Annotated in this window: 14 protein-coding genes; 12 read left to right on the top strand and 2 right to left on the bottom strand. The window is 72.4% G+C overall.

Annotated elements, in window-relative coordinates; all coding sequences use genetic code 11:
* The first annotated feature begins 4 nt into the window (after positions 1-4).
* The 11 genes from AB0D49_RS18905 to AB0D49_RS18955 all read left to right on the top strand — a co-directional run bounded on the left by AB0D49_RS18905 (position 5) and on the right by AB0D49_RS18955 (position 13960).
* Positions 5-2227, top strand: a complete 2223-nt coding sequence (locus AB0D49_RS18905; RefSeq protein WP_362758503.1) for a bifunctional diguanylate cyclase/phosphodiesterase — start codon at positions 5-7, stop codon at positions 2225-2227.
* A gap of 289 nt (positions 2228-2516) precedes the next feature.
* Positions 2517-2813 carry an Asp-tRNA(Asn)/Glu-tRNA(Gln) amidotransferase subunit GatC gene (gene gatC / locus AB0D49_RS18910; RefSeq protein ID WP_023546575.1) on the top strand — a complete coding sequence of 99 codons (297 nt, stop codon included), beginning with the start codon at positions 2517-2519 and terminating at the stop codon, positions 2811-2813.
* A gap of 5 nt (positions 2814-2818) precedes the next feature.
* Positions 2819-4321, top strand: coding sequence for an Asp-tRNA(Asn)/Glu-tRNA(Gln) amidotransferase subunit GatA (gatA, locus tag AB0D49_RS18915; RefSeq protein ID WP_362758506.1), 1503 nt, complete (start codon positions 2819-2821; stop codon positions 4319-4321).
* The gene (locus AB0D49_RS18920) at positions 4318-4560 is read left to right on the top strand and encodes a hypothetical protein (RefSeq protein ID WP_362758508.1); all 243 of its coding nucleotides are present in this window, start codon (positions 4318-4320) and stop codon (positions 4558-4560) included. The genes gatA and AB0D49_RS18920 overlap by 4 nt, the downstream gene beginning before the upstream one ends.
* 16 nt (positions 4561-4576) lie before the next feature.
* Positions 4577-6091, top strand: coding sequence for an Asp-tRNA(Asn)/Glu-tRNA(Gln) amidotransferase subunit GatB (gene gatB / locus AB0D49_RS18925; RefSeq protein WP_362758510.1), 1515 nt, complete (start codon positions 4577-4579; stop codon positions 6089-6091).
* Positions 6092-6351: 260 nt separating this feature from the next.
* Positions 6352-8577, top strand: coding sequence for an MMPL family transporter (locus AB0D49_RS18930; RefSeq protein ID WP_362758512.1), 2226 nt, complete (start codon positions 6352-6354; stop codon positions 8575-8577).
* A 28-nt stretch (positions 8578-8605) separates the two neighbouring features.
* Positions 8606-9172: a GNAT family protein gene (locus AB0D49_RS18935; protein WP_362758514.1), complete on the top strand. Its 567-nt coding sequence runs from the start codon at positions 8606-8608 to the stop codon at positions 9170-9172.
* 35 nt (positions 9173-9207) lie between these two features.
* A complete protein-coding gene (locus tag AB0D49_RS18940; RefSeq protein WP_362758516.1) occupies positions 9208-9780 on the top strand; it encodes a hypothetical protein in 573 nt (190 codons plus the stop codon).
* Positions 9781-9965: 185 nt separating this feature from the next.
* A complete protein-coding gene (locus tag AB0D49_RS18945) occupies positions 9966-10163 on the top strand; it encodes a hypothetical protein (protein WP_362758518.1) in 198 nt (65 codons plus the stop codon).
* Positions 10164-10462: 299 nt separating this feature from the next.
* Positions 10463-13612, top strand: a complete 3150-nt coding sequence (locus AB0D49_RS18950) for an AAA family ATPase (protein WP_362758520.1) — start codon at positions 10463-10465, stop codon at positions 13610-13612.
* Between the two features lie 87 nt (positions 13613-13699).
* The gene (locus tag AB0D49_RS18955; protein ID WP_362758522.1) at positions 13700-13960 is read left to right on the top strand and encodes a DUF6191 domain-containing protein; all 261 of its coding nucleotides are present in this window, start codon (positions 13700-13702) and stop codon (positions 13958-13960) included.
* On the opposite strand, the gene AB0D49_RS18960 is transcribed toward AB0D49_RS18955, so the two are convergent.
* Both AB0D49_RS18960 and AB0D49_RS18965 read right to left on the bottom strand, forming a co-directional pair.
* Positions 13953-15134, bottom strand: a complete 1182-nt coding sequence (locus AB0D49_RS18960; RefSeq protein WP_362758524.1) for a PQQ-dependent sugar dehydrogenase — start codon at positions 15132-15134, stop codon at positions 13953-13955. The two genes, AB0D49_RS18955 and AB0D49_RS18960, sit on opposite strands and share 8 nt — an antisense overlap.
* Positions 15135-15525: 391 nt before the next feature.
* Complete coding sequence (locus AB0D49_RS18965; protein ID WP_362758526.1) at positions 15526-16569, bottom strand: aldo/keto reductase; 1044 nt, start codon at positions 16567-16569, stop codon at positions 15526-15528.
* 407 nt (positions 16570-16976) lie between these two features.
* Here AB0D49_RS18965 and AB0D49_RS18970 point away from each other — a divergent pair, with 407 nt between their 5' ends.
* Positions 16977-17930 carry a 2-hydroxyacid dehydrogenase gene (locus AB0D49_RS18970; RefSeq protein ID WP_362758528.1) on the top strand — a complete coding sequence of 318 codons (954 nt, stop codon included), beginning with the start codon at positions 16977-16979 and terminating at the stop codon, positions 17928-17930.
* Positions 17931-18214: the final 284 nt, after the last annotated feature.

An 18214-nucleotide genomic window follows, 5' to 3' on the forward strand; every position in this document is an offset into this window, starting at 1 on the left:
GGGAATGGAACCGACCGAGAGCGCCGCCCCGGACAAACGGCTGCGCCGACTGGCCGGCGCCTGGCGAGGGGGCCGTACGGCGCTGGGCCGGGTCGGCGCACCGGGGCGCGCGACGGCGCGGACCCCGGCGGACGCGCCGGTCCCCGTACGACTGCCCACACCGCACTCCGGTGTCTCCGCCGACCACGGCCATGACCACGACCCCGACGCCGACCGGCAGACCTGGCCCGCGCTGCCCGCGGCCGTCGTCGCCGGCGCCGCCTTCGTCCTCGGCGCCGGTTTCTACCGGGCCTTCACCAGCCGGCACGCCCTCTTCCCGTCCGGCGAGGTCGGCTGGTCGCTGGCCGTGCTCACCGGCATCGTCGTCGGCCACCTGGTGATGCTCGGCCGCGCCCGCTGGTCCGGCGGCACCGGCTCGGGCGCCGCCCTCACCCTCGCAGTCCTGCTGCTCTACGGCTGGCTCCCGGCCGGGATGGTCAGCCTCACCGTCGTCGTCCTGGTCGGCATAGCCCGCCACCACCGCTGGCGGCACGGGATGCTCGACGGCGCCGTCGACATCCTCGGCATCGGCGCCGCCGCCCTGCTGCGCTCCTTCTTCGGCCCCGTGCCCTCGGTGGAACACCCCTGGCTGCCGGAGACCTGGACCCTCTACACCGCCACCGATGTGCTCCTGGTGGCGCTCGCCTACCTCGCCGTCACCCGCGCCCTGCTCTGGTACCTGCACACCCCGCGCGGCGGGAAGCTGCCCACCATCGCCCGCACCACCCTGGTCCGACACGGCATCGTCGCCCTCGCGCTGCTCGGCATCGCCCCGCTGATCTGCGTCATCGCCTTCGCCAAGCCCATCCTGCTGCCGCTGTTCGCGATCCCCCTGATCGCCCTCGACTCCACCCTGTGGATGGCCCGCGCCCGCGCCGAGGAACAACTGCGCGACCCGCTCACCGGCCTGCCCAACCGCCAGTGGCTGCATGAACGCATCTGGAGCGCGCTGGACGACGCCGAACGCATCGGCGCCCGCTCCGCCCTGATGCTGATCGACCTCGACCGCTTCCGCTCGGTCAACGACACCCTCGGGCATCTCGCCGGGGACCGGCTGCTGCTCCAGACCGCCGACCGGGTGCGCAAGGCGCTGCCGCGCGGCGCGGAGGTCGCCCGGCTCGGCGGCGACGAGTTCGCCGTCCTCCTGCCGGTCGCCGACTCCATCACCTCCGCCACCCGGGTGGCCCGCTCCATCGTCGCCGAACTCGGCTCCCCGCTCGACCTCGACGGACTCACCCTGGTCCTGGAGGCCAGCGCCGGAGTCGCCGTCTACCCGGACCACGCGCTCGACGCCGAGGGGCTGTTGCGCCGCGCCGACGTCGCCATGTACCAGGCGAAGCGGGACCGTACGGGCGTGGAGGTCTACGAGTCCAAGCGGGACTCCAACACCCCGGACCGGCTCGGACTCCTCGCCGATCTGCGGCGCGCCCTCGACGCGCGCGAGGTGCAGCTCCACTACCAGCCCAAGGTGCGCTTCGACGGGGAGGTCGCCGGACTCGAAGCGCTGGTGCGGTGGGTGCATCCGGAGCGCGGGAAGGTGCCGCCGGACGAGTTCATCGCCATCGCCGAGTCGTCCGGGCTGATGCCGCACCTCACCGAGTACGTGCTCGACACCGCGCTCGCCCAGGTCGCCGAGTGGCGGGCACAGGGGCTGTTCGTGCCGGTCGCGGTGAATGTCTCGCCGCGCGATGTGCACACCCCCGGCTTCGCCGGGTCCGTCGCCGCGCGGCTGGCCCGGCACGGAGTGCCCGCGGGAGCGCTCCAACTGGAGATCACCGAGCATGTGCTCCTGGAGGACCCGCAGCGGGCCGCGGACACCCTCGCCGGGCTGACCGGGCACGGCGTGAAGATGTCGCTGGACGACTTCGGCACGGGGTACTCGTCGCTGGTGCATCTGCGGCGGCTGCCGGTGAGCGAGCTGAAGATCGACCGGTCGTTCGTGGCGCGGCTCGCGGTGGACACCGAGGACGCGGAGATCGTGCGCTGCACGGTCGACCTCGCGCATTCCCTGGGGCTGCTGGTGGTCGCGGAGGGCGTGGAGGACGACGAGACGTGGGAGCGGCTGCGGGACCTTCGGTGTGACGCGGTGCAGGGGTGGCTGGTCGCTGCCGCGATGCCGCCCGCGGAGACCACGGCGTGGTTGCGGGCGCGGGGGGCTCAGCGGGAGCCCGCGGCGCTTCCGGAGTAGTTCCCGCCCGGCCCGCCCGTTTCCAGCCTGTTCACCGGTGAGCGTCGGGTGTGGGGGTTCTCGTCGTCGGCCGCTCTCCCGCCGTCGTGGGGATTCTTTTCCCACCCGGCCCGCCCGTTTCCAGCCCGTTCGCCGGTGAGCGTCGCCCGTGGGGGTTCTCGCCGTCGGCCGCGGCCCCGCCGTCGTGGGGATCGATCCCCCACCGCCCCCACCAAACCGTTTTCCGGCCAGCCACCCCCGCCCCCTAGGATTGCGTCAAACCACACACACTCACCCAGAGGATCGCTGCATGCCTGGCATTACGCGCGAGGAGGTCGCCCACCTCGCACGGCTGGCGCGTCTGGAGCTGAAGCCCGAAGAACTCGACCACTTCGCCGGCCAGCTCGACGACATCATCGGCGCGGTCGCACGCGTCAGCGAGGTCGCCGACCAAGACGTACCCCCGACCTCCCACCCGCTGCCGCTGACCAATGTCATGCGGCCGGACGAGGTCCGTCCGTCGCTCACCCCCGCGCAGGCGCTCTCCGGCGCCCCGGCCCAGGAGCAGCAGCGTTTCAAGGTGCCGCAGATCCTGGGAGAGGAGTGAAGGCCATGACGGATCACCACAGCATCATCAAGCTCACCGCCGCCGAGACCGCCGCGAAGATCGCCTCCGGCGAGCTGACGGCCGTCCAGGTCACCGAGGCGCACCTCGCCCGGATCGACGCCGTCGACGAGAAGGTGCACGCCTTCCTGCATGTCGACCGCGAGGGCGCGCTCGCCCAGGCCCGTGCCGTGGACGCCAAGCGCGAGCGCGGCGAGACGCTCGGTCCGCTGGCCGGGGTACCGCTCGCGCTGAAGGACATCTTCACCACCGAGGGCATCCCCACCACCGTCGGCTCCAAGATCCTGGAGGGGTGGATTCCGCCGTACGACGCCACCCTCACCCGGCGGCTCAAGGCCGCTGACGTGGTCATTCTCGGCAAGACCAACATGGATGAGTTCGCCATGGGGTCCAGCACCGAGAACAGCGCGTACGGGCCGACCGGGAACCCCTGGGACCTGACCAAGATCCCCGGTGGCTCCGGCGGCGGCTCCTCCGCCGCGCTCGCCGCCTACCTCGCCCCCCTCGCCATCGGCACGGACACCGGCGGCTCCATCCGCCAGCCCGCCTCCGTCACCGGCACGGTCGGCGTCAAGCCGACCTACGGCGCGGTCTCGCGCTACGGCATGGTCGCCTTCTCCTCCTCGCTGGACCAGGGCGGGCCCTGCGCCCGTACGGTGCTGGACGCCGCCCTGCTGCACGAGGTGATCGCCGGGCACGACCCGCTGGACTCCACCTCCATCGACGCCCCGGTCCCGCCGGTCGTCGAGGCCGCCCGCAACGGCAGCGTCACCGGGATGCGGGTCGGCGTCGTCAAGCAGTTCCGCGGCGAGGGCTACCAGGCCGGGGTCATCCAGCGGTTCGACGAGGCCGTCGAGCTGCTCAAGGGGCTCGGCGCCGAGATCGTCGAGCTGGACTGTCCGTCCTTCGACCTCGCGCTCTCCGCGTACTACCTGATCGCGCCCTCCGAGTGCTCCTCCAACCTCGCCCGCTTCGACGGCCTGCGCTACGGCCGCCGTACCGGCGACGACGGCACCCACTCGGCGGAGGAGGTCACCTCCCTGACCCGCGAGGCCGGATTCGGCCCCGAGGTCAAGCGCCGGATCATGCTCGGCACGTACGCGCTGTCCAGCGGCTACTACGACGCCTACTACGGCAGCGCCCAGAAGGTCCGTACGCTGATCACCCGGGACTTCGAGAAGGCGTTCGAGCAGGTCGACGTGATCGTCTCGCCGACCACGCCCACCACCGCCTTCGCGATCGGTGAGCGCGCCGACGACCCGATGGCGATGTACCTCGCCGACCTGTGCACCATCCCCACCAACCTGGCGGGCAACGCGGCCATGTCGCTGCCCTGCGGTCTGGCCCCCGAGGACAACCTCCCGGTGGGCCTCCAGATCATCGCCCCGGCGATGCGGGACGACCGGCTTTACAAGGTCGGAGCCGCCGTCGAGGCCGCCTTCGTGGAAAAGTGGGGACACCCGCTGCTGGAGGAGGCTCCGTCGCTGTGAGCAACGCACTGTCGAAGGCCAAGGGCTTCAAGAAGTCCAAGTCCGGGACGTACCTGTCCATGGCCACCACCGCGTTCGGCGCGGTCGGTGTCGCCAAGCAGATCAAGAAGGCCCGCGCCGAGCACGACAATCTGCGGCTGATCGACGCCACCGTGTCCGCCGTCGCCATCGTCACCGGCCTCGCCATCCTCTACCGCGAGCTGAAGCGGCTGGGCGACGACGACGTCCTGCTGGGCTGAGAGGGAAGTTTTCACCGTGACCACCACGACCGACCTGGTGTCGTACGAGGACGCGCTCGCGACCTACGACCCCGTCATGGGCCTTGAGGTCCATGTCGAGCTCGGCACCAGCACCAAGATGTTCTGCGGCTGTTCGACCACCCTCGGTGCCGACCCGAACACCCAGACCTGCCCCACCTGTCTCGGCCTGCCCGGCGCGCTGCCCGTCGTCAACGCGGTCGGCGTCGAGTCCGCCATCCGGATCGGCCTCGCGCTGCACTGCGACATCGCCGATTGGTGCCGTTTCGCCCGGAAGAACTACTTCTATCCGGATATGCCGAAGAACTTCCAGACCTCCCAGTACGACGAGCCGATCGCCTTCAACGGCTATCTCGACGTCCAGCTGGAGGACGGGGAGACCTTCCGCGTCGAGATCGAGCGCGCCCACATGGAGGAGGACACCGGAAAGTCCACCCACGTGGGCGGCGCGACCGGCCGGATCCACGGCGCCTCGCACTCGCTGCTCGACTACAACCGCGCGGGCATCCCGCTCATCGAGATCGTCACCAAGCCGATCACCGGGGCGGGCGAACGCGCCCCCGAGGTCGCCCGTGCCTACGTCCGTGAGCTGCGCGAGCTGATCCGCGCGCTCGGCGTGTCCGAGGCCCGGATGGAGATGGGCCAGATGCGCTGCGACGTCAACCTGTCGCTGATGCGGAAGGACGCGGACACGTTCGGCACCCGCAGCGAGACCAAGAACGTCAACTCGCTGCGCTCCGTCGAGCGCGCCGCCCGCTTCGAGATCCAGCGCCACGCGGCCGTGCTCAACGCGGGCGGCACGATCGTCCAGGAGACCCGGCACTTCCACGAGGACACCGGCTCCACCACCTCCGGCCGGGTCAAGGAGGAGGCCGAGGACTACCGGTACTTCCCCGAGCCCGACCTGGTGCCGGTCGCCCCGTCGCGGGAGTGGGTGGAGCAGATCCGCGCCTCCCTGCCCGAGCTGCCGCTGGTGCGCCGCAACCGGCTCCGCGAGGAGTGGGGGATCTCCGGCACCGACATGCAGGCCATCCTCAACGCCGGTGCCCTGGACCCGATCGTCGCCACCATCGAGGCGGGCGCCGACGCCGCGTCCGCCCGCAAGTGGTGGATGGGCGAGCTGGCCCGCAGCGCCAACGAGTCCGGTACGGCGCTGGACGAGCTGGCGATCACCCCGGCGCAGGTCGCCCGGGTCACCGCCCTGGTCGACGAGGGCTCCCTCAACGACAAGCTGGCCCGCCAGGTCATCGAGGGGGTCCTCGCGGGCGAGGGCACCCCGGACGAGGTGGTCGACCGGCGCGGCCTCAAGGTCGTCTCCGACGAGGGCGCGCTCGGCACCGCCGTGGACGAGGCCATCGCCGGGAACCCGGCCATCGCGGACAAGATCCGCGGCGGCAAGGTGGCGGCGGCCGGTGCCCTGGTCGGCGCGGTCATGAAGGCCACCCGCGGCCAGGCCGACGCGGGCCGGGTCAAGGAACTGATCCTGGAGCGGCTGGGCGTCACCGAGGGCTGATCCGCTACATGTACGGGGCCAGGGGGCCGCGCCGACACCGGTGCGGCCCCCTCGCCGTTCCCGGCCCCGTCTGAACCCTCACGGGTCCTCGCCCCGTTCTTGTGAATAAACACACGAACCCGGCAAACGATCATTTTCCCCTGCGAGAGTGGCCCCGACTGCTCATATGTTCTTTGCGGGCCGTTCAACGCGTGGACGACTGTTCCCGGTGCGGGTTCCCGGCCAAAGACCTACATTCCGCATCCCTGGGAGCACGTTTCGTGGCAGCCCTTGCCCGCTGGTGTGTCCGGCACCGCCTCGTCGCCGTACTGCTGTGGCTGCTCGCCCTCGGCGGCGTCGGCGCCACCGCCGCCGCCATGGGCCCGGCCTACTCCAACGACTACGAGGTCCCCGGCACCGAGTCCGGACGCGCCACCCAGCTCCTCGACGCGGGCTTCCCCGGGCTCGGCGCCGAGGACGCCACCGTCGTCTGGCACACCGCGCACGGCACCGTCCGCGCCGCCGATGTCGAACAGACCATGACCCGCGCCCTGGACGAGATCGCGGGGCTCCCCTCCGTGACCGCCGTCAGCGGCCCCTACGACGACCAGGGCGCCGCCCGGATCAGCGCCGACGGGCGCACGGCCTACGCCGGGGTCACCTTCGACCGCCCCGCCGACCAGGTGGACGAGACGGCGGTGCGGGCGGTGACGGACACCGCGCGGGCGGCCGGGACCGAGGGGCTCCAGGTCGAGGTGGGCGGCACCGCGACCGGCGGGACCGCCGCCCCCGGCGGACATCTCGCCGAGATCGTCGGGGTCGCGGTGGCCGCCGTCGTGCTGTTCCTCGCGTTCGGCTCGCTCGCCGCCTCCCTGCTGCCCATCGCCACCGCCCTGGTCAGCGTCGGCACCGGATACGCCGGGATCGTGCTGCTCGGCCATGTCATGACGGTCGCCGACTTCGCGCCCATGCTGGCCATGCTGATCGGGCTCGGCGTCGGCATCGACTACGCCCTGTTCATCGTCACCCGCCACCGGCGCGGACTGAAACGCGGGATGAGCGTCGACGAGGCCGCGGAGCACGCCGTCGCGACCACCGGACGGGCCGTGGTGTTCGCGGGTGCGACGGTCTGCATCGCGCTGCTCGGCATGTTGATCCTGCGGCTGAGCTTCCTCAACGGGGTCGCCGTCGCCGCCTCCCTGACCGTGCTGCTGACCGTCGCCGCCGGGATCACCCTGCTGCCCGCGCTGCTGTCCCTGATCGGTATGCGGGCGCTCAGCCGCCGCGAGCGGCGCAGGCTCGCCGAGCACGGGCCCGAGCCTGAGGTGCCGACCGGGTTCGCCGCACGCTGGTCGGCGTTCGTGGAACGGCACCCCAAGAAGCTCGGCGCGGTCGCCCTGCTGGTGATCACCGTCCTCGCGCTGCCCACCCTGGGCCTCCGCCTCGGCACCTCCGACCAGGGCAACGACCCCGCGTCCAGCACCACCCGACAGGCCTACGACCTGCTCGCCGACGGCTTCGGCCCCGGCGTCAACGGACCCCTCACCGTGGTCACCGAGGTCCATGGCGCCGCCGACAAGCTCGCCCTGGACAACCTCGACCGCACCCTGCGCGACACCGACGGCGTCGCCTCCGCCACCCCGGTCGTCTTCAACTCCGGCGGCGACACCGCGTACCTCACCGTCGTCCCCGACTCCGCCCCGCAGTCCGGCGCCACCAGCGACCTGGTCGACCGGCTGCGCACCGACGTCCTGCCCCGCGCCGAGACCGGCACCACCCTCGACCTCCAGGTCGGCGGGGTCACCGCCGGCTATGACGACTTCGCGGAGGTGATCGTCGACAAGCTGCCACTGTTCGTCGGTGTGGTCGTCGGACTCGGCTGTCTGCTGCTGCTTCTCGCCTTCCGCTCGATCGGCATCCCGCTCAAGGCCGCCGCGATGAACGTGGCCGCCGTCGCCGCCGCCTTCGGTGTGGTCGTCATGGTCTTCCAGTGGGGCTGGGGCAGCGAACTGCTCGGCCTCGGCAGCGCCGGACCCATCGAGCCCTTCCTCCCCGTGATCATGGTCTCGGTCCTCTTCGGCCTCTCCATGGACTACCAGGTCTTCCTGGTGGGGCGGATGTACGAGGAGTGGCTGGAAACCGGTGACAACCGGCGCGCGGTCCGGGTCGGGCTCGCCGAGACCGGCCGGGTGATCAACTCGGCGGCGGTCATCATGATCTCCGTCTTCCTCGCCTTCGTGCTCAGCGGCGACCGGGTGATCGCCATGTTCGGCATCGCGCTCGCCGCCGCCGTCGCGCTGGACGCGTTCGTGCTGCGTACGCTGCTGGTCCCGGCGCTGATGCATCTGCTCGGCGGTGCCAACTGGTGGCTTCCCAAGGCCCTGGACCGGCGGCTGCCCCGGATCAGCATCGAGCCGCCCGAGTGCCGCGCGGGACGGGGCGACCCCTCGGCCGCGGTCCATGAGAAGCTCTCAGCAGTCGCAGAACAGTTCGAACAGCGGCAGTAGCAGCAACAACACGGGGAGCAGAAGCCTGATGTACGCGAAATCACTGGGTGACGACGGCGCGGAGCTGCGCCCCCTGGAGACCTGGCACGCCGAGGAGTTCCTCGCCCACCTCGACCGCGGCCGGGACTTCATCACCCGGTACATCCCGTTCGGTGCGAACGCCACCGAGGTGGACTCCGCCCGCGAGATCCTCAAGCGGTACGCCGATCTGCGCGGCGCCGACAGCGGCTCCCTGCACGGGCTGTGGCTGGACGGCACGCTCGTCGGGGGAGTGCTCTTCCGGATCTTCGACACCGCGAACGGCGTCTGCGAGATCGGCTGCTGGCTGGAGCCCGCCGCCACCGGACGGGGACTGGTCACCCGCGCCTGCCGGGTCCTGATCGACTGGGCCGTGGACGACCGCGGGATGCATCGCGTGGAGTGGCACGCGGCCAGCCGCAACACCGCCAGTCTCAAGGCCGCCGAGCGCCTCGGCTTCACCCGCGAGGGCGTGCAGCGCGAGTCCTCCCTGTGGCGCGGCGTCCGCCAGGACGTGGAGATCTGGGCGGTCCTCGCCCGGGACTGGCAGGCGGCCCGCGTCCACAGCGATCATTAAGGGGCTTCTCAGACTCGGTCCGTACGGTGCCCCGCATGGGAACGAAGACGACTGAAGAGACGGCCGGGACGCCCGCCACCGACATCGACCAGGCGGACGGCACGGACACGTCTCTCCTGAAGGAGGACACGGCCGCCACGGAGTCCCCCGAGGCCGCCGAGGACACGGACGAAGATCTGCTGGACGACCTGACGGAGGATGTGACGGAGGGCAGCTCCTTCGTCGGCCAGGGCGCCGCCGCGATCGTCGCCGCCGTCCTCGGCCTGGTCTCGCTGACCGGCGGCTGGATCGGCACGGTGGCCGCCGCGCGTGAGTCGGTCATCGGCCAGTTGCAGAGCACGACCTCCACGGATGTGGCCACGCTGGTCAAGGAGAACTACGGCGACAGCTGGAACACCACCGCCGTCTACGCGGGCGCCTTCGCCCTGTTCGCCCTGCTCGTCGCGGCCGTGACCCTGGTCCGCCCCGCGTTCGGCGCCCCCGGCCCGGCGCAGCCCGCGTGGATCAAGTCCGTCGCCTGGGCCGGTCTCGCCCTCGGGGCGATCGGTCTGCTCCTGGCGGTCCTCAAGTACACCGAGATCCTGGTGGGCCTCCCCTCGACCGGCTGAACCACCCCGGGGGCCTCAGACCGTACGTAAGCCCTATGCGTACGGCCTGAGGCCCCTTAGGTGTTTCTAAGGCCCCACCCGCCCCCGAAGATGCGGAACTCTCCCGATGCGGCGGCACCCCCTGGGAGACGAAGGTAGAGACATCGCGGAACACACCCCGCGACACCACCTTCCAGGGAGCAGAGATGTACGAGTACGAGATCCACCGGTACCGCTCCGACGAACTGATCCGCCGGGCCGACCAGGTGCGTCTGGCCCGCGAGACCGTCCGCCAGGGCCGCGACGCCCGCCGCGAGGCGGAGAGCCAGTCGGAAGGAAGCGGCGCGACCGGCGAGGACCATACCCCCCGCCACCGCCGCCTCCGCTTCCCCAGAACCGCGTGACAACGGGGGAGAGGGCCGGCGCCCCGGACAACCGAGGCGCCGGCCCTTCTCATGCCCAGGAGGAGGGCCGACTTGTCCAAGGCGACAACCACCGCCGAGAAGGGGCGCGGCGAACTGCGCGCCCAGCCACGACGGCGGATCACCCGGAACCCCGAAACGCCGCCGTCCCTCCCTCCCAGGGGGACCGCCACGGCCCTGAAGGGGCGCGGGGAACCGCGCGCCCAGCCACGACGGCGAGCACCCCACACGACAACCGCGCCCCCCACCCACCCCCCGTCCCCCAGAAAACCGTTCCCCCGATGTCAGACCCCCGTGCGATGCTCGCCCTCGTGGAGAACAGGTCCGTCAGCCCAGTATTCGTAGGCCGCACCGAAGAACTGCACACACTGGAAGACGCGCTTACCCGAGCCACCACCCCCGCCGGAGCCATCCCCGCCGGAGCCGACCCCGCCGGGGGCGAACCCCAGATCCTGCTCCTGGCCGGAGAGGCAGGCGTAGGCAAGACCCGCCTGGCAGAAGAGTTCGCCACCCGCGCGGCCCACCGCGGAGCAACCGTCGCCCTGGGCGGCTGCGTGGAGATCGGCGCCGACGGCCTCCCCTTCGCCCCCTTCTCCGCCGCCCTGCGCGCCCTCCGCCACGCCCTGCCGACCGCCTTCGCCGACGCCGCCGCCGGCCAGGAAGAAGAACTGGCCCGACTCCTGCCCGAACTCGGCGACACCGGCACCGGCCGCCACGACGAGGAGGGCATGGCCCGCCTCTTCGAACTCACCGCCCGCCTCCTGGAGCGCGTCGCCACCGACCGCACGGTCGTCGTCGTCCTGGAGGATCTGCACTGGGCCGACGCCTCCACCCGCCACCTCCTCGCCTATCTCTGCCGCACCCTGCGCACCGGCCGCCTCGTCGTCCTCGCCACCTACCGCTCCGACGACATCCACCGCCGCCACCCGCTGCGCCCGCTGCTCGCCGAACTCGACCGCCTGCGCACCGTCCGCCGGATCGACCTGGGCCGCTTCAACCGCCAGGAGGTCGGCTGCCAGATCGCCGGCATCCGCGCCGCCGAACCCGACCCCGCCCAGGTCGACGCCATCTTCGAGCGCTCCGACGGCAACGCCTTCTTCGTCGAGGAACTCGCCGTCGCCGCCACCGAGGGCTGCCAGGCCGGACTGACCGACTCGCTGCGCGATCTGCTGCTGGTCCGGGTCGAGGCGCTGCCCGAGAGCGCCCAGCGGACCGCCCGGATCGTCGCCGAGGGCGGCTCCACCGTAGAGTACCGGCTGCTCGCCGCCGTCGCCGGGCTCGGCGAGGACGATCTCATCGAGGCCCTGCGCGCCGCCGTCGGCGCCAACATCCTGCTCGCCACCCCCGAGGCCGACGGCTACCGCTTCCGGCACTCCCTGGTCCGCGAGGCCGTCAGCGACGATCTGCTCCCCGGTGAACGCTCCCGCCTCAACCGCCGCTACGCCGAGGCCCTGGAGGCCGACCCCACCCTCGTCCCGGAGGGCGAGCGGCTGATGCGTCTGGCGAACTACTGGTACCACGCGCACGACAGCGCGAAGGCGCTCCCCGCCGTCCTGGACGCCTCCGTCGCCGCCCGCCGACGCCATGCCTACGCCGAGCAACTGCGGCTCGTGGAACGCGCGATGGAGCTGTGGGACAGCGCCCCCGAGGCCGTCCGCGCCGCGCTGCGCCCCGCCGACTACGCCGCCATCTACCGCACCCCCGACACCGGCGACTCCACCCCCACCCCGCTGCGCTATCTCGACCTGATGGCCGCCGCCACCGACGCGGGCCGCTTCTGCCATGAACGCGACCGCGCCCTGAAGATCACCAAACGGGCGCTGCGGCTGCTGGAGGACGAGGACGACCCGCTGTTCGCCGCCTGGTTCTGGGTCCAGCGCTCCCGGCTGGTCCAGGGCAACGGGCGCGGCGACGGCTGGACGGAACTGGCCACCGCCCAGGACCTGGTCCGCGGCCTGCCCCCGTCCGAGGTGCACGCCGACGTCCTCACCAATGTGGCCACCTGGTCCATGCTGCACACCCCGGGACCCGACGCCCTCGCCGCCGCCGAACGCGCGGTGGACTACGCCCGGATGGTCGACTCCCGCGAGATCGAACTCGACGCCCGGGTCACCCGCGGCATGCTCCTCATCGACTCGGGCGGCACCGACGCCGGGCTCGACGAGCTGTACGAGGTCAAGGAACTCGCCCTCACCGAGAACCTCGCCCACGCCGCGGGCCGCGCCTACGTCAATCTCTCCCACGGCCTGGAGACCGTCAGCCGCTCCCAGGAAGCCGTCGATCTGCTCCAGGAGGGCGTCGGTTTCGCCCGCCGGTACGGCCTGCTCGGCTCCGAGACCTGGATCTGGGGCAACCTCTCCGAGTCCCTGTTCTCCCTCGGCCGCTGGACGGAGGCCGCGGACGCCGCCGCGACGGCCCGCCGACGCGGCCTTGGCGACAAGCCCCAGGGCACGGGCGCCCTGTGCCTCGCCCAGATCGCCCTGGTCCGCGGCGACATCGCCGAGGCGGCCCGCCAACTCGCCGCCGCCGACGCCCACTTCGGGGTGCACGACTCGATGCCCCAGCAGTGGATACCCCTGGCCACCATGGGCATCGGCGTCGCCGCCGCCGAGGGCCGGATCACCGACGCCCGCGCCGCCCTGGACCACGCCCTGCAAGCGGGCCTCCCGCCCGGCACCCAGGTGTACAGCTGGAAGCTCCTCGTCGCCGCCGCCACCGCCGAGGCCGACCACCGCGCCCTCCCCGCCGCCCGTCCCGGCCGCGAGGCCGCCACCGCCCGCATCCTGGACACCGCCAAACGCCTCACCACCGGCGCCCCCGTCTGGTACGCCCACGAGAAATGGGTCCGCGCCGAACTCCGGCACGCCGACGGCACCGCCACCCCCGACCTCTGGTCCGAGGTCGTCACCGCCTTCGAGCATCTGGAACGCCCCTACGACCTCGCCCGCGTCCGCCACCGCCTCGCCGAGTCCCTCCTCACCGCCGACGCCCCCACCGACCCGGCCCCCACCGACCAGCCCGCCGCCGCCCCCGACGACCACCGCGCCCGCGCCACGGAACTGCTCCGCCTCGCCCACACCGTCGCCGACCACCTCGGCGCCCGTCCGCTCGCCGATGCCACCGGCCGCCTCGCCCAGCGGGCCCGGCTCGCCCTGCGCCACGACCGCCACCGCGAACTCACCCCGGCCGACCCCGCCGAGGCCCTCGGTCTCACCAGCCGTGAACGCGATGTCCTGCGCCTGGTCTCCGCCGGTCGCACCAACCGCCAGATCGCCCAGGAACTCTTCATCTCCCCGAAGACCGCGAGCGTCCATGTCTCCAACATCCTCGGCAAGCTCGGTGTCTCCGGACGGGGCGAGGCCGCGGCGGTCGCCCACCGGCTGGGTCTGTTCCCCGCCCCGGCCGGTGACGAGCCCCTCGCCGCGGGATGACCCGGGAACCCCCGGACGTTGACCCGGTGAAGTCGCTGTGCCGAGCCCGCCTCGACCAGCCGCCGCGCCGAGCCTCCAGGGAGCCCGATGTTCAGCCCGTTCGAGGAACTCTTCGCCCCCGGCCGCAAACACACCCGCGATGAGCAGAACCGTCTGGAACTGACCCGCGAGGACGTGGGCGACGCCGACCCGGGCCGTGGCCCGATAGACCTGGAGTCGGGAAAGGTCGTGGTCCGCCCCACCTCGGAGGACGACACCCCGGGTGACGGCACCGCGGAGAACGACATCCCGGAGGACGGCACCCCCGAGGACGGCACCACGGAGGACGACAGCCCCCGTCCTAGCTGACCTCCAGCTCCAGAATCCGGTCGTCCCCATCCTCCGGGGACCCACGCCCGTCCGTCTCGCTGGTCACCAGCCAGAGTCTGCCGTCGTCCGCCGCCACGACCGTACGCAGCCGGCCGTACTCCCCTTCCAGGAAGGACTGGGGGTCCGCCGACGCCTCCGTGCCGTCCAGCGGGATGCGCCACAGACGCTCGCCGCCCAGCCCCGCCATCCAGATCGAACCCTGGGCGAAGGCGATCCCGCTGGGCGAGGCGTCATCGGTGCTCCACTGGGCCAGCGGGTTCTGGAAGGTGCCCTCGTCCGCCTCGCCCTCGACCTCCGGCCAGCCGTAGTTGGCGCCCGGCTCGATCGCGTTCAGCTCGTCCCAGGTGTCCTGGCCGAACTCCGCGGCGAACAGGCGCTGTTCCCTGTCCCAGGCGAGACCCTGCACATTGCGGTGCCCCAGCGAGTAGACCGTGGAGTCGGGGAACGGATTGCCCGGCGCGGGCTCGCCCTCCGGTGTCATCCGCAGGATCTTCCCGCCCAGCGAGTCCCGCTGCTGGGACAGACCCGTGTCCCCGCTCTCACCCGTGCCCACGTACAGCATCTTGTCCGGGCCGAAGGCGATCCGGCCGCCGTTGTGGATGAAGCCCTTGGGGATGCCCCGGAAGACCGTGTCCGGAGCGCCGAGCTGCTGCCCGGCGGGCTTGTCGGGGTCGTAGAGCATCCGCACGATCCGGTTGTCCCCGGCGGAGGTGAAGTACGCGTAGACCATGCTGTCCGAGGCGAAGTCGGGGGAGAGGGCCAGACCCATCAGCCCGCCCTCGCCCGCCGGGGAGACACCGGGCACCTCGCCCAGCTCCGTGAGCCTGCCGCTCTCGGTGTCGACCAGGGTGATCGTCGCCTCGTCGCGCGAGGAGACCAGCAGCCCGCCGCCGCCCGGTATCGGCGCGAGGCCCCAGGGGCTGTCGAGCCCCTCCGCGACCGTACGCACCACGTCCACCGAGCCCTTGGCGGGCGGCGGGGCGTCGGTGGCCCGCCCGGAGGGCGACTCCGCGCCCCCCGACGGACTCCGGCCGGGCGGCGCGCTCCCCGACGCACCGGGTGGCGAGCCCCCGCCCCCGTCGCCGGACGAGCAGCCGGCCGTCAGCAGCAGCGCGGTCGCGGCCAGCACGGCCGTCACAGCATGACGTTGCACGATCACGGTCCCTTCGACGCGGGGTCTTCCCTCGAACTTCCCTCGCGGTTCCTACTTGTCATACACCGCTCGCGCCCCACGGGTTCCCGATCAAGCGATCCCGATCCCACCGATCCAGCCCGCCTGCGCCGACCCGCGTACTCCCCGTTGATCGACCCCGCCCCGGCTGCCGTGTCCGCCCCGTCCGCTGCCCGTTGATCGAGCCCGCCCCGGCCGCCCCGTCCGCTGCCCGTCGATCCAGCCCGCCCCGCCGCCCCTCCACTCCCCGCCACCCGCTGCTCCCGGCTGCTCCCCTCCTCCCCCTCCTCCCCCCTCCGCTCCCCGTCCCCTCCCCTCCTCTTCTACCTACGCCCGCCCCGCCCCCTCCCCCTACTCCCTTTACTCCCTCTCCCTACTCCCAAGACCCCCGCGCCCCCGGCAGCACCTCCAGCTCAGCCAAGTCACGCGCGGTCAGCCGCAGCTCCGCCGCCCCGGCGTTCTCCGTCACCCACCGCTCCCGCTTCGCCCCCGGCACCGGCACCACCTGCGGGCCCTGCGCCAGCGTCCACGCCAGGGCCACCTGCGCCGGGGTCACCGTCGGCCCCCGGCGGGCGGCGATCCGCCGCAGCCCGGCGACGATCGGCTGGTTGGCGGCCATCATCTCGGCGGTGAAGCGCGGGTGCCGGGCGCGCATGTCGTCCGGCTCGAAACCCTCGCCCGGTGTCAGCGTCCCCGTGAGGAAACCGTTCCCCAGAGGCATCGCCGCGAGAAAGCCGACGCCCCGGGAGGCGCACCACGGCAGCAGCGCCTCCAGCGCCTCCGGCGACCACACCGACAGCTCCGCCTCGACCGCGCTCACCGGGAACACCTGCTGCACCCGCTGCAACCGGCGGATCGTGGTGTCGTACAGCCCCGCCCCGGACGGGAGCCCGCCCGGTCCACCCCGTCCGCCGCGCCCGCCCCGTCCGCTCCGGCCACCCCGCGCGCCCACCGCGCACAGCCCCAGCGCCCGCACCTTCCCGGCCCGCACCAGGTCCGCCATCGCGCCCCAGGTCTCCTCGACGGGGACCTCCGGGTCGGGGCGGTGCAGCTGGTAGAGGTCGATGACATCGGTCTGGAGCCGCCGCAGGGAGGCGTCGCACGCCCGCCGCACATACCCGGGCCGTCCGTTGGCCACGATGTGCTGCTCGCCCACCAGGAGCCCCACCTTGGTGGAGACGAACGCCTCCGCGCGGCGCTCCCTGAGCACCCGCCCCAACAGCAGCTCATTGGTGAAGGGGCCGTACATGTCCGCCGTGTCCAGCAGGTTCGCGCCCAGGTCGAGAGCCCGGTGCACGGTCCTCAGCGAGGTGTCCCCCCGCTGCCGGGACGCGCTGTACGCCCAGCTCATCGGCATGCACCCGAGTCCGACGGCCCCCACCGCGAGCGCCCCCGCGCCGATCGTCCTGCGCTCCACCGCCCGTAACCCTCCCTGTCCGCGGCACCCAACCTAACCTTTGCCCGCGCGGGCGCCGGACACGGACCCCGCACCGCGCCGATCGCCCCGTACCGATCGCCCCGCACCGCCCCGGACCTGGCCCGACGGAACCCGCGCGGCCGAATCCCCGGGGACGGCCCAGGGCCTGTCGTTTGGATCATCCCGGCGCTTCGCGGGGTCTGGCACGCACTCCCCCAGAGGGGGACCCCCAGCCGCGTTGTCGTCACTCGCCGACGTCCCCCAGCCTTCGGCCGGGGGTACCCCCACCGCGTCGACTCCCTCCTCCGCCTTGCAGCTGCACGCACCAGACCCCGCTCGGGTCGGTCGACAAGGCACCGCGGCTGACGGCCAGGATGATCCAAACGACAGGCCCTAGCCTCCTGACCATGACCGCACACATATGGCTCCCCATCCCCCCGGACGACATAGAAGGGCTCCCCGAGGGGCCCGACTACCGCTACTGGAACGGCGGCGCGGACTTCCCGGCGGACCCGGCCGACTGCGTGTTCTACGTCGTGCCCTACATGCAGCCGCCGGGCGTGGGGCTGCGCCCGCTGCCGCAGATGCGGTCCGTGGAGGTGGTGCAGACCCTGTCCGCGGGCATCGACCATGTGGAGCCCGGTCTGAGGCATCTGCGTCCCGGGGTGCGGCTGTGCAACGCGCGCGGTGTCCACGAGGCGAGCACCGCCGAGCTGACCCTCGCCCTGATCCTGGCCTCGCTGCGCGGCGTCCCGGACTTCGTGCGGGCGCAGGACCGGGGCGAGTGGCTGGGCGGCTTCCGCCCCGCGCTGGCCGACAAGACGGTGCTGATCGTGGGGTACGGGTCGATCGGAGCCGCCATCGAGGACCGGCTCGCGCCCTTTGAACTCGCGCGCGTCGTGCGCGTCGCGCGCTCCGGGCGCACAACAGAGAGGGGTCCCGTGCATCCACTCGCCGAACTGCCCGCTCTGCTCCCGCACGCGGATGTCGTGATCCTTTCCACCCCCTTGAACGACAGCACCCGCCATCTCGCCGACGACTCGTTCCTGGCGCGGATGAAGGACGGGGCGCTGCTGGTCAACATCGCCCGGGGCGGTGTGGTGGACACCAAGGCGCTGCTGGCCGAGCTGGAGAGCGGACGGATCACCGCCGCGCTCGATGTGACGGACCCGGAGCCGCTGCCGCGCGAGCACCCGCTGTGGCGCGCCCCCGGCGTCCTCATCAGCCCCCATGTCGGCGGTCCGACCTCCGCGTTCATGCCGCGCGCCCGACGGCTGCTGGTGGAGCAATTGACCCGGTACGTGAACCGGGAGCCGCTCACAAACGTGATCCTTATGACGGAACCCCCCGGGGAACACTGACCGATCCGGCCATCAGGCGTCGTACGGACGGGCGTTGTACGGGCCCGTCCGTACGGGTCCGCGCGCCTCCGGCGCGGTCCTGTGCGCCGCCTCGCGCACCCTCCGCAGTCCCCCGGAAGCGGTCCGTGCCCGCATCACCGCTGGTCGTCACGGAGCGTAGAGAAGCTATGTCCCTGAGTGACGAGACTGGTGTATCGTCCCGGACAGGGGCAGCGCCGCGCGCCGTTGGGCGCCGGGGATGGACTTTCAGACTGCGAGGGGGGCGACGGGCGATGCACGGCCTA

This window comes from Streptomyces sp. NPDC048290 (genome assembly GCF_040652095.1).
Classification (GTDB): domain Bacteria; phylum Actinomycetota; class Actinomycetes; order Streptomycetales; family Streptomycetaceae; genus Streptomyces.